The following is an 11,859-nucleotide window of genomic DNA, read 5'->3' on the forward strand; positions in this document are numbered from 1 at the left end:
AGGGGTAAACACGCCCGCCGGCCGCGCATCCAGCACTCAACCGTGCCGAATGGCCCCCGCCGCGCCACTCAGGGCCACGATCCGTGCCTCAGCCCCTTGTCGGAATCATCCAGTACGTCACTCGCGAAAGATCCAGGCTAGGGCCTGCGGCACGCTGAGGCCCCCGATCTCCGGCGTGCCGGTGCCGCCTGCAAACGCCGGGTCGATGCCGTCGATGTCGAAACTCAGGTAGCAAGGCGTATCGCCGATCACGTCCCTGACGCGCTGCATCAGCGGCTCCAGGGAGCGGTACCAGATCTCGTGCGCCGGAATGATCGTGAAGCCCTGCGACCGGGGCCAGTCGAAGTCGTCGGCCGCGTAGCCGGTGCCACGCAGTCCGATCTGGAACACCTTCGTGCCCTGCAGCAGACCCTCCTCCACCGCGCGCCGAAAGGGCGTGCCATGGGCGAGCGTCTCGCCGAACATGGTGTCGTTGACGTCGGCGTGCGCGTCGACGTGCACCAGGGCCAGCGGGCCGTGGTGCCGTGCCGCCGCTCGCAGGATCGGCAGCGCGATGGTGTGGTCGCCGCCCAGGGTGAGGGGCCTGCAGCCGGCGGTGAATACGTCGGCGTAGAACGCGCTCACGATGTCCATCGACCTTGCGATGGAGTAGGTGTTGATCGCGACGTCGCCGAGGTCGGCGACCTGCAGGCTGTCGAAGGGTGCTGCGCCGGTGGCCATGTTGTAGGGCCGGAGCAGGGCGGACTCGGCCCTGATCTGGCGTGGGCCGAAGCGCGTGCCGCTGCGATGCGAGGTTCCGGCATCGAACGGAATGCCGATGAAGGCCGCATCCAGTCCGAGGGGCGAGGTCGCCGCAGGCAGGCGCATCATGGTCGCGATGCCGCCGAAGCGAGGCATCTCGTTGCCGGACAGGGGCTGATTCTTCGTGGTCATGGAAGGGCCTGGTCGATGGCGGCCGAGAAGAAGGGCGGGCTGGTCGGGTGCAGGCGGTGCTCGCGCGTCGACCCCCTAGGCCGGCTGCAGCCGCAGCGCGAGCGCCAGCAGCTGTCGGTCCTCGCCCCAGGGGCCGGCGAGGCTCAGGCTGATCGGCAGGCCGGCCGACGAAGGCCGCAGGGGCAGGGTGACCACCGGCATCGACAGGTGGCTGATGGCGTCCGCGTTGCGGTAGACCCGCCGAACGACCTGGTCAGCGGCTTCAGGCGCGGCGTCGAGCGCATCGATGCGGGGGGCGAAGCCCGCCGTCGTCGGGTAGGCCAGGGCCTGCAGCCCGCGCTCGGCCAGCAGCGCGCGCATGCGTTGCATGCAGCGCCGCCGTTGCCGCATGTGCTGCAGGTATGCCGCCTCGCTGGGCGCGCGCTCACCGCCACGCAGAACCGTGTCCGCGAAGGCCTGCCTGACGTCGGGAGAGGCGATCTGCTCCGCGAGCTGCTCGACGCTGAGATCGATCGCGTAGCGATCGAGGTACTCCAGGAGGCAGAAGTAGTTCTCGTAGGCGCAGTGCGCGTAGGAGTGCCGCTCGGCGGCCTGCAGGGCGAAGTCGAGATCGACGCTGACGACCTCGACCCCTGTTGCCTCAGCGTGCTGCCGCCATTGCTGCAAGCGATGCCGGACCTCGGGTGCATCGCTGGCCGAGATGCCCTGCGGATCCACGCCCACCCGCGGTCGAGCGGGCCACGGAAGCGCGGTCTCGGCGGTGATGATGGCGTCCAGGCGGGCGACCATCGCGAGCGATCGGGCCATCGGCCCGATCGTGTCGCGGCTCGGCGCCATCGGCAGTTGTCCGTCCTGCGGGTAACGCCATTGTGTAGGCCGAAGGCTGCAGATGCCATTGAAGGCCGCGGGAATGGCGAGCGAGCCGCCGGCATCGGTGCCCAGCGCAGCGTCGCACAGGCCCAGCGCCACGGCGACCGCGCTGCCGCTGCTGCTGCCGCCCGGCACCAGGGCCGCATCCGCCGAGTTGCGCGGAGTCCCCCAGACGGGGTGGATCCCGGTCACGCCATAGGCCAGCTCGTGCATCTGGGTCTTGCCCAACACCACGGCACCGGCGGATCTCAGGCGGGCCACGACGCTGGCATCCCGCGGCGGGATGAACCGCCTCAGCGCCGGAGTGCCCGATGTGCACGGCATGCCCGCGACGTGGATGTTGTCCTTGACGCCGAGCACGCAACCGGCCAGCGGGGCCGCATCGTCGATGTGGACGGCCTGGGCGCGTGCAGCGGCGGGCTCCAGGTAGACGAAGGCCCGCGCAGCATCGCGCCCGATCCGATCGATCGCCGCCACGACGGCGCGCGTCGAACGCGACCGGGCGTCGTCGGACGAGCCTGCGGCCGCACTCACTCGGGCTGCTGCTGCGTGATGCAGTGGATCGAGCCGCCGCCCAGCAGGATCTCGCGCGCCGGCACGACCAGGACCGGCCGCTCGGGAAAGAGCCCCTGGAGCGTGGCGCGCGCAGACTCGTCGCGCGTGCCGTAGCCGGGCATCACGATGGCCCGGTTGGCAATGTAGAAGTTCACGTACGAGGCGGCAATCGGGTCGCCGACGCGCCGCCCGTCGAGCCAGGGGCCGGCGTCGAGCCCGTCCAGATCCTCCGCCTGCACGAACATCGGTTCGGGTTGATGCAGGCGGTGCACCTCCAGCGCGCGGCCCCGCGCGTCGGTGGCACGGGCCAGCACCTCGTGGACCTCGCGGCAGACATCGAACTGGGGGTCGGCTGGGTCGTCGACCCAGGTCTGGACGACCACCCCGGGCCGCACGAAGCAGGCCAGGTTGTCGCAGTGGCCGAGCGTGACGTCGTGTCGAAGACCGCGCTCAAGCCAGATGACCTTGCGCGCGCCCAGGTGGCTGCAAAGCACCGACTCGATCTCCTGTCGCGAACGATCCGCGGTGTTGCGCGCCGGATCCAGCAGGTTCTCGGCCGTCACGATGAGCGTGCCCTGACCGTCGCTGCAAAGGTTGCCGCCCTCGGCGACCAGATCGCAGACGTAGCGGTCCATCCCCTCCAGCTGCGCGATCTTCCGCGGGACGAGGTCGTCCAGCTGGTAGGCGACCGGCAACCCATGGGCCAGACCGGCCCAGCCGTTGAACGCGAAGTCCACCACCCGCACCTCTCCGCGCGGGTGGCGCACGAAGCACGGACCGCAGTCGCGGATCCACATGTCGTCCGTGGAGAGCTCGATCACCCGGACCTGCGGGGGCAGCATCCGCACGGCGTTGTCGAACTGGCGCGCCGACACGCACACCGCGACCGGCTCGCCTTGCGCGATTGCGGTCGCGATCCGCACCAAGGCGCGCTGCGCAGGCTTTGCACCCTGACGGAAGTACTCCGTGCGCTCGGGCCAGACCAGCCAGCAGCGTCGGTGACGTTCGAACTCGCCGGGCATCGAAAAGCCGTCGTCGGCTGGTGCGGAGTCGAGTGTCTTCGGCATCGTGGCACTCGCGTGGCAGGGGATTGGGTAACGCGTCAGAACTGCTGGGTGATGCCCAGATGGGCGCGGCGGATGCGTCGATCGGCCGGCCCCAGTGGCGCCTGCACGGCGTCGCCGAAGGCCGCGAAGAACGCCGCGGCGCCCGCGCTGGGCCTGGCGGTGGCAAGGCCTGCATAGACGATCGTGCCGCTGCGCGGCTGCCACTCGGCCAGGAGATTGGTCTCGGAAGCCAGGGCCCGCTCCGTACTCCCGAACTGCGCGGGCTGGTCCCACTGGAAGCGGTAGTGCAGGAGGTAGACCCTCAGCCCGCTGAGGGGCTGCAGCTGCGCGCCGACGGAGCGCACGCGGAGATTGCTGTTGAAGGCAATGCCTTGGCCGACGATCTCGCCGTGCACCGTCGCGCCGTAGTTCCGCCCGGCGTTACTGCCGAGGAACATCGGATCCCACGACCGGTCGATGTCGTCGGTCGGGTCGGCGTCGCCTGAGTAGCGTGCCGCGCGCGCCAGCAACCGTGGCTTCCAGGGCCAATCGTCGAACGCCCAGCCGATCTCGGCGTTGTAGGCGCGTGCATCGACGCGACGCCCGGCCGTGCCGTTGCTCTGCCGGGCCAGTTCGGCGAACACGCTCAGCGATGGCAGGCCCGGGGCTTCGAACATGCCCGCGCGCAGCGAGGTGACGCGCAGCCCGGAGCGATGGGCGCCCAGGGTGTTGGGGTCGCCAGGGTACAGACCCGCCTCCTCGGCCTTGTGCACCTGCATGTGCAGAAGGCCGACGTACTGCATGCGCTCTTCGTACTTGAACCGTGCGTTGTCGCCGCCGTCGAACCACTCGACGTTGATGCCGCGGAAGCGGGTCCGCGGCAGATCCAGGCCGGCGACGTCCTTCTGGCTCGAGCGGTTGCCGAGCGCGAAGACGTCGATCCGCACCGGTGCGGTGTTGATGCGCAGTGTTACTGGACCGGCGAAGGCGACGCGCGGGACCAGCCAGCTGGCCGCCTTGCGGCCCGCGTTCACCGTCCCCTGGCCGACCAGCAGGGAATCGCCGACGGTGAACTCCTGCGGACCCGCGGTGACCTCGAGGGCGTTGTTGCCCAGGCTCGCGAAGGTGCCGCCCGAGCGCCAGCGCAGGTACGCTTCCTCGACGGCGATCTTGGACGGTCGTCCTGCGGCGAACGAGTACACCTGGGCGTCGCCCGAGCCCCGGGTGGCTGCACCCACGGCCGTCAGTTTGGCCTCGACAACCCCCGCGCCCGACGCTGCGGAGAGCTGGAACCCCGGCCGGACCGCAAGCTCCGTCCACGAGGTGTGCGGGCCGATCACGCGGCTCGGGGCCCGGTAGTCGGGTGCGCCGGCACCGAAGTTCGCGTCGCGCACGTCCAGTACTGCGGCGCCCCACCAGAACTCCGGCTTGAAGCCCATGGCCGACTGGGCGTGCGCCCGGTCCGCCAGCAGGGCCAGGGGAAACACCGCGGCGACGAGCCATCGGCAGGTCGCCCGGTGCGCGGCCGTGGCGGGTTGTCCGTGGATCGCGGTCGTCATGGGGGAGGCTCCTAGCCGGCGCGCGGCGCACTCAGAGTCCGAGCGGACGAACGGGGTTGTCGGCGGTGCCGCAACGCGTCACCTTGGCGGGGTCCAGGCGTGTCATACGCTCGGTGTGGCGGATGAAGCCCACCCGCACCGTGAGTTCCAGCAGCTCACCCTTGGACTCAAGCGACACGTTCGTGTAGGAGCCGCCGTCGCGCGAGTCGTAGACCCAGCCGCTCACCCAGCGTGCATCCGACTCGCGCTTGAACCCTCCCATGTAGACCTGGTTGCACAGGGGCGCGCTCCGCAGTGTCGGATTCGGGTTCCTCGTGTCTCGATCGTCGGGCCTGAGTCCCTGCGCCTGCACGAGGCGCCCGCAGAGCGTGGTGCCGCAGGGAAGGATCTCGGTGACGTCCCTTCCGTCCTGGCTGAGCCACAGGCCCAGCAGGCCCGGCGCCGATTGAGCGACGGAGGATCCGCTGAGGAGGGCCAGGGAGAGCAACGCGTAGGCGCTGAATTGGAGGTGGGGTTTCAAGGGCCGTCTCCTCGGATGTGGTCTGGGCGAGCGCGCGCGGCAGCGACGAAAGGCCCGCGGCGGAAGCGGGGCAGCACAAGGGCGGCCGCGAGGCCCAGCAGTCCGGCAGCGAGGGCTCCGCTGAACAGCGCCGCTGACTGAGTAGTCGTGGCCAGCAGTGCGGTCGTCACCAGCGGGCCCGTGCCCTGGGCTGCGAGCAGCGCGGCGGTGGACAGGGCGACCGGCTCACCCGTGCTGTCGAGCCGCGCCAGCAGAGACTGCAGCTTTGGAACGATGGCGAAGAAGCACAGCCCCTGCACCACGAAGAGCGTGCCCAGGACCGTGCCGTTCGGTGCGAGCACATACGCCGCACAACCCGCCGCCTTGACCGCGATCAGCAGCCGGGCCGCTTTCAGCGTGGCCTCGGGTCGCCTGACCAGATAGCACGCCGCGGCGCCCAACGGAGTCACCAGTGCGGACAGCAGCAGCAACTGCAGAAGGCTCTGCCCCGTCACACCCAGCGGCTGTCCGTAGAGACTGAGGAAGGGGTAGAGCATCGAGTCGGCAAGGCCGACCGCGAACAGCGCCGTGATGATCCGCAGCTCGATGACCGGCGGCTTGCGCAGGCCCCAGCTCCTGACCACGACCGCCGCCGGTTCGGGGAGCGGCAAGAGCGCCAGGGCCGCTGTCATGCACGCCAGCGTTGCCGCATGCACCAAGGCGACTGCACCGGGGCCGAACTCACCCAGCACCCACTGCGACAGCAGAAACACTGGCACACCGATCAGCGTCACGCCGATGGTCAACGCGCCGGCCATTCGCTGCGGTTCCAGCGCCAAGGGCAGCAGGGTGGAGATTCGCCCGAGCACCAGCCCGGAGAGCAGTCCGGCCGTGGCACGCAGTGGAATGATCGCTTCAGGGGTGGCGGCGGAAGCGGCCAGTGCGTACAAGCCGGCCGATGTTGCGGCCAACGCGGTCAGCAGTCGCTTCCCCAGCCTCAGGGGCTGGATCGAGAAGACGCCTGCGCCCAGTGCCACGCAGAGTATCTCCAGGCTCGTCGTCAAGCCGGCATGGGCTTCGCTCATGCCGACGCCCCCCGCCGCCTTCGTCGCGCGCCATTCGTCGACGAGCGCCGGCGCCAGGATGCCGCCGAGCTGGCCCATCGCGATGCCGACCAGAAGCACGACGAACACGACGCCCGGTCCGCCGAGCACCCGCTGGCTGCCCGACACGGTCGTGGCGCCAATCTCCGAGGGGGCGGCTGGCAACGTCACGACGGCTTCCGAGGCGCGCGAGCCTTGGCCGACGGTCGACGTGTCGCCGAGCTCCGGGAAGCGGTGCCCGGGTCGGCGGCGTCGGCGCTCGTGAGGCCATATCGCTGCCGGAGGAGGTCTGCGCACGCTCGCTGTCTCGCCTGCGCGTTGCGCTCGGAGGACAGGCGCTGCAGGCCGCAACCGTCGCTCATGGCCAGCAGGATCGAGGCCTCTACGCGGGGACTCGCCAGCGGCTCGGACTGGGTCCTGGGTCTCTCGGCCAAGTGCTCGGCGATCAGCGGCGCGATCAGGTCGAGGCAGCGCTCGTACCACTGCGCGTGCAAGGCCGACAGATCGGCGCGCTCGTGGCTGTACGCCATGAAGTGGAGCAGCTGGAGCATCTGCTCGTTCTGTGCCTTGGAGCCGTCGCCCACCAGGTGGTGGATCAAGGCGGACAGTCGCGCTGCCGCGTCCCGTCCGCCCTGAGTCACCAAGGCGTGCAGCGCGGCGACCTCTTCGTTCGCCCCGGTGGTGAACGCGAAGGCCACGATCTCCTCGACGCTGTCGAAGTAGTGCATGGGCAAGGCGGGGCTGACGCCGGCCTCCTTGGCCACGGCGCGCAAAGTGGCGCCATGCGCGCCGACCCGCGCGATGACTCTCTGGGTTGCAGCCGCCAGCTTGAGGCGGACCTCGTCGTGATCGACGATCTTGGGCATTCGGTCACCTCGGCTTCAGTGAGACGTTCCGCAGCACGGCGTCGGCCAGTGCCTGAGCGATGGCGGGTTCCAGGGCATGGCCGGCGTCAGGGATCGACTCGAGCCGTGCGCCTGGGATCCGGCGGGCCAGGTCTGCACCGTGCGCTGCAGAGAAGAAGGGATCCGCGCCGCCCTGCAGTACGAGAGTGGGACACCCGATGGCCCCCAGGCGTGGCGCAACGGGTTCCGACGTGAGGACGGCATGCAGGTGGCGCGCGACACCCTCTGGCCGGTAGGCGCGCCGGACCGATGCCTGAGCCGCCTGCTCGAGCTCGTTCTCGGGTTGGCCGAACACCGGGCTGCGTGTCAGTCGCAGCAGCTTCAGGAGATCGCCCACGGCCCTGGCCTCGTCCGCGGCCCGGCTGCAGCACCCGAGCAGCGCGGCAAAGAGACTGGGCGGCGGCAGCGGCAAGGACTCGACGCCGCTCGTGCTGAAGAGGAGCGTCTTCGACAGGACGGCTTGCGGGTGGGCCAGCGCGAGGGCCTGCGCGACTTGTCCGCCCATCGAGTAGCCGATGACGTGGAAGCTCGGCACCCCCAGGCTGTGCGTGATGGCGCGGACGTCCTCGGCCATGTCACCGACGGTGTACAGCGCCTTGTGCTTCGAGGGCAGGCCCAGCGCAATCAGGGCCAGTTCCTTGGCACTGGGCAGGCTCAGATGATCGAGGTGGTCGCTGAGCCCGGTGTCGCGGGCGTCGAAGACCAGCAGCGGATGACCCTGCGCCGCGAAGGCCGGGGCCCACGCCTCGGGCCAGTGGTCGAGCTGGTCGGTCAGCCCGCCGATGGCGACGATGGGGGGCCGGTCGCGCGGACCGTGCCAAGCATAGCAGAACCGGCCTCGTTCGGTCTGTACGGTCGTTGCCATGTGAGTCAAGCGTCCTGGTGGCGAAGGGCACGTGCGTAAGCCTGCGCCACGCGTTGCGTGAAGTCGTGGTGCATGCGATCCCAGAAGGGGCAGTAGGGGCTCGGCTCGGCCAGCAGCGAGCGCCGGGCGGACTGGATCGCCTCGCAGATGCGCGCGTCCTCGCTTCCCGCGGCGACCATGGCTTGCGTGACGAGCAGGCGCGGCATCTCGTACTCGTCGCTGCAAGCGGCCTCGGCGAACAGCGTCCAGGTGCGGCTGCGGGTGGCGTGCGGCCCGAGCGGCAGTGCGATGGTGACCACGATGTGGTCGCGCATCACCGTGAAGTGCAGGCTCGGGTAGAGGGAGACGATCAGGCAGCCCTGGCGGCCCGATGCATTGCGCCACGGCAGCAAGGGCAGACCCGAGTCGCCGTAGGCCGCCAAGGCCGCCTCGGCCCCGAAGCCCAGTCCGTACAGCCCGTCGTCGCAGATCTCCTCGAAGGTCTTGTGTCCCTGGGCATCCACGCGGGGCACATCGGCCGCGGCCTTGTAGAGGCGGTGGACGAAGCCCTCGTGGTAGACGTTGATGCACGTGTTCTCGAACAGGGTCTTCCAGTTGGCGGCGGTATCGACGGACTCCATCGGCCCCGTTGCAGCCGCCAGGGCGTCCTCCGCGAGATCCGGCACGCGCTGGCGGAGCGGCCGGATGTAGATGTCGAAGGGTGGTGCGTTGCCGCCGAGGTCGACGAAGACGACGCCGCACCAGACGGCGCTGCGGATCCGGACCAGGTTTTTGCGGCCCAGCGCGACATCGCGGGCAGTGGCATCGGGGCGGCCGTTCCAGAACGGTGCTGCAAGCAGACGGCCGCTCAGCTCGAAGCGCCAGCCGTGGTACGCCGACACGAGCTCAGCTGCGCCGCGGACGGGATCGATCAGAACCGGACAAGCGTCGTAAGGCGAGAGGTTGTGGAGCACCGCGATGCTTCCGTCAAGTTGCCGTACGACGAGTAAAGGCGTGCCCAGCGCGTCGATCGGCATCGCATCGCCGGGCTGTGGGGTGTCGGCGGCGAACGCGAGCGCCATCCACCCCGCTCCGAACACCCGACGGCGCTCCGCCTCGAAGAAGATCTCGTCGGTGAAGGCACGCGGGGGCAGCGTGCGCGCCTCCTCGATCGGCTCGGCGATGCGATGCAGTTCCTCGCATGTGAGCGGAGGCGTCACGCACTCCGACGGGTCTGGAACGGGCGAGAAGGGGGGATGGCGACTCGACACTGCGGAAGTCCGATGGCAACTTGCGAGGAGAAGGGGCTCGGTGGTACAGTTCGTTTATTATTGAGCATCTGCATAAAAAAACCTAGGGTCTTCCCGCGGTCGTCGACCGGCAGTCCTCGTACGTGAAGCCTGGGCGACTTGGAATCGGAATCAAACTTCGAGAGGTGAGCGTGGTGAGCAGTAGGCTGGATGTCATCGTCATCGGATGCGGCTTCTCGGGCCTGGCCGCCGCACGTCGGGCCGTCGAAGAGGGCGCCCGGGTGCTTGCGCTCGAAGCGCGGGACCGCGTGGGAGGACGCGTCATGTCGCGTTCCGTGGGCGGCACCATCGTCGAGCTCGGGGCGCAGTGGGTCGGCCCCGGACAGATGCAGGTCAAGGAACTGGCGCGCACCTTTGGCGTGGCCACGCAGGATCGGCCCCGCGGCGGTGTCGACCTCCACTACGACCTTCCGAACGGGAGCGCGGAGCCGGCCAACATATCGGACCAGCCTCCGTTCGACCGCAGCGCCCTCGGGCTGGTCGTCTCGGAGCTTGATGAATTGGCCGAAACGATCGACGTGCATGCTCCGGGGGCCTCCGACGAGGCGCGACGGCTCGACACGATGACGGTGGCCTCGTACTGTGAAGCGCGAATGCCTGAAAAGGCCCGGCCACTGGTCCACGCCGTATGCGAGGGCTTCATTGGCGTCCCGGACCAGGTGTCGATGCTGCACGCCCTCTTCTACGCCAAGGCCAACGGCGGCTTCCTGTCCCTGATGGGTCTAGGCGCGGAGCAGCACGACAGCGAAGTCTTCCCGGAAGGCGCATCCCTGCTCGCGGAACGGATGGCGGACTCGCTGTCGCCCCACTTGCTGATGGGCCGTCCGGTCACCCGTGTCGCGCAGACAGCCGCTGGCGTCGAAGTCGCCGCCGCAGACGGAACGACCTGGTCGGCGGGCGCGGTCGTGGTGGCGCTGCCTCCCGCGGTCGCGGACCACATTCGTTTCGAACCCGACCTGTCTGCCGGACGCACGATCCTGCAACGTCGGTATCTCACGTCGAGCGACCTCAAGTTCCAGATCGTGTACGACGCGCCGTTCTGGCGCGACGCTGGCTACTCCGGAAGCGTGATCGGTCCAGGTCTCATCGCCTTCGACGGGTCGACCTCGAAGACGCGGGGCGTGATGACTGGATTCTTCAGCGCGTCCGAATCGGTGCGCCTGTCGTCGCAAGACTCCGCCACCCGCAAGGAGCTCATCTGCCGGCGGATGGCCAGGTTTTTCGGGCCGCGCGCGCTGCAGCCGCTGGCCTACGAAGATCACTACTGGCTCCTCGAGCCCTACAGCCGTGGTTGCGTCGCCGCCCCGCCGCCAGGCGTCTGGTCACAGGTTGGTGCATACCTGCGCGGCCACGAAGGCCGCATCTTCTGGGCCGGCGCGGAGACCTCAGTGCACATGCCCGGGCAGATCGAAGGCGCCCTGCTGGCGGGACAGGCCGCCGCCCGGGAAGCCCTGAGCAGGATCGGCTAGGGTGTCCGCCTCACCTTCGATCTCGAAGCTGGCGCGGCTTTCGCGCAAGGTCATCCAGTCGGCGTAACGCAGAAGAAGCTCTTCGCCGAACTCGACCTCGAGGTCGTGGATGAGGGCTCGCACGTCGAGCCCGAACGCAGTGGCGCCCACCTGCGCCTTGACGATCATCGGGCAGCAGGCCCGCGTGCCCGGCATGTTGTCGCGGATGCGCCACCGCTTGTTCAGTTCGGCCCGCTCAGGACTCGCGGCCACCAAATCCTGTGCGTTGATCGCATCGGGGTACCCGCCGCCTTTGCCAGACGGCACAGGCAACGCGTGTCCGGTGAAGAACTCGTACAGGCAGGCGGCGATCTCGCCGGCGTCGCATCATGCGAAGAGCCTGGAAAGCAACTCGAAGTGCGGGGCCTCGTGATTGAGGTGGAACGTCAGGTTACCGCGCAGCGTCTGGGCCGGACGCATGGACTCGACATAGGTCTCCACGGTCGTCGGCCGGCCGGCATGGGTCGCTCTTCGTCCGCCGATGCGACTTGCGACGGCCGGCGGCATGACCAGCTGGAGTGCATAGCGTTGAATCAGCCAAGCAGCGCCGATGGGATCGTTCAACTCTTGGGGCTCCTCCATTAGTCAGGCTCTTCTGAATTTCGTGTGGGTTACCGGGCATGAGGGTTGACCGCTGCGAAGTCGAGCTTGCCTGCGATCAGGAAGACGACGGTCCTGATCGTGTCGAAGCTGGCGAAGCCGCGCGCTCGGCGCTTGGCGGCCTGGA

General features: G+C 69.1%; 12 protein-coding genes. 1 reads left to right on the forward strand and 11 read right to left on the reverse strand.

Features of this window, described 5'->3' with window-relative positions:
- Positions 1 to 117: 117 nt before the first annotated feature.
- The 9 genes from O9280_RS07585 to O9280_RS07625 form a co-directional block, all read right to left on the reverse strand.
- Positions 118 to 933: an agmatinase gene (locus O9280_RS07585; protein ID WP_298340810.1), complete on the reverse strand. Its 816-nt coding sequence runs from the start codon at positions 931 to 933 to the stop codon at positions 118 to 120.
- Between the two features lie 75 nt (positions 934 to 1,008).
- On the reverse strand, positions 1,009 to 2,337 hold the full coding sequence (locus tag O9280_RS07590; protein ID WP_298340812.1) for an amidase family protein: 1,329 nt from the start codon (positions 2,335 to 2,337) through the stop codon (positions 1,009 to 1,011).
- Positions 2,334 to 3,425, reverse strand: a complete 1,092-nt coding sequence (gene aguA / locus O9280_RS07595) for an agmatine deiminase (RefSeq protein ID WP_298340814.1) — start codon at positions 3,423 to 3,425, stop codon at positions 2,334 to 2,336. Before aguA ends, O9280_RS07590 begins: the two co-directional genes overlap by 4 nt.
- Before the next feature lie 35 nt (positions 3,426 to 3,460).
- Positions 3,461 to 4,963 (reverse strand): alginate export family protein, encoded by a 1,503-nt coding sequence (locus tag O9280_RS07600; protein WP_298340816.1) that lies wholly within the window; start codon positions 4,961 to 4,963, stop codon positions 3,461 to 3,463.
- Between the two features lie 31 nt (positions 4,964 to 4,994).
- Entirely contained in the window at positions 4,995 to 5,483 is a 489-nt protein-coding gene (locus O9280_RS07605; RefSeq protein ID WP_298340818.1) for a DUF2147 domain-containing protein, read from the reverse strand.
- Positions 5,480 to 6,736 (reverse strand): MFS transporter, encoded by a 1,257-nt coding sequence (locus tag O9280_RS07610; RefSeq protein WP_298340820.1) that lies wholly within the window; start codon positions 6,734 to 6,736, stop codon positions 5,480 to 5,482. Before O9280_RS07610 ends, O9280_RS07605 begins: the two co-directional genes overlap by 4 nt.
- A complete protein-coding gene (locus O9280_RS07615; RefSeq protein ID WP_298340822.1) occupies positions 6,733 to 7,431 on the reverse strand; it encodes a TetR family transcriptional regulator in 699 nt (232 codons plus the stop codon). The genes O9280_RS07610 and O9280_RS07615 overlap by 4 nt, the downstream gene beginning before the upstream one ends.
- 4 nt (positions 7,432 to 7,435) lie before the next feature.
- Positions 7,436 to 8,335: an alpha/beta hydrolase gene (locus O9280_RS07620; protein WP_298340824.1), complete on the reverse strand. Its 900-nt coding sequence runs from the start codon at positions 8,333 to 8,335 to the stop codon at positions 7,436 to 7,438.
- 5 nt (positions 8,336 to 8,340) lie between these two features.
- Positions 8,341 to 9,534 (reverse strand): aromatic ring-hydroxylating dioxygenase subunit alpha, encoded by a 1,194-nt coding sequence (locus tag O9280_RS07625; protein WP_298340826.1) that lies wholly within the window; start codon positions 9,532 to 9,534, stop codon positions 8,341 to 8,343.
- A 224-nt stretch (positions 9,535 to 9,758) separates the two neighbouring features.
- Here O9280_RS07625 and O9280_RS07630 point away from each other — a divergent pair, with 224 nt between their 5' ends.
- Positions 9,759 to 11,093, forward strand: coding sequence for an FAD-dependent oxidoreductase (locus O9280_RS07630; RefSeq protein WP_298340828.1), 1,335 nt, complete (start codon positions 9,759 to 9,761; stop codon positions 11,091 to 11,093).
- On the opposite strand, the gene O9280_RS07635 is transcribed toward O9280_RS07630, so the two are convergent.
- A complete protein-coding gene (locus tag O9280_RS07635; RefSeq protein WP_298340830.1) occupies positions 11,010 to 11,345 on the reverse strand; it encodes a hypothetical protein in 336 nt (111 codons plus the stop codon). The genes O9280_RS07630 and O9280_RS07635 overlap by 84 nt on opposite strands.
- A 114-nt stretch (positions 11,346 to 11,459) precedes the next feature.
- A complete protein-coding gene (locus O9280_RS07640; protein ID WP_298340832.1) occupies positions 11,460 to 11,696 on the reverse strand; it encodes a hypothetical protein in 237 nt (78 codons plus the stop codon).
- Between the last annotated feature and the right edge of the window lie 163 nt (positions 11,697 to 11,859).

Origin of the sequence: Silanimonas sp. (assembly GCF_027531545.1) — a bacterium.
In the GTDB taxonomy this organism is placed as follows: Bacteria; Pseudomonadota; Gammaproteobacteria; order Xanthomonadales; family Xanthomonadaceae; genus Silanimonas.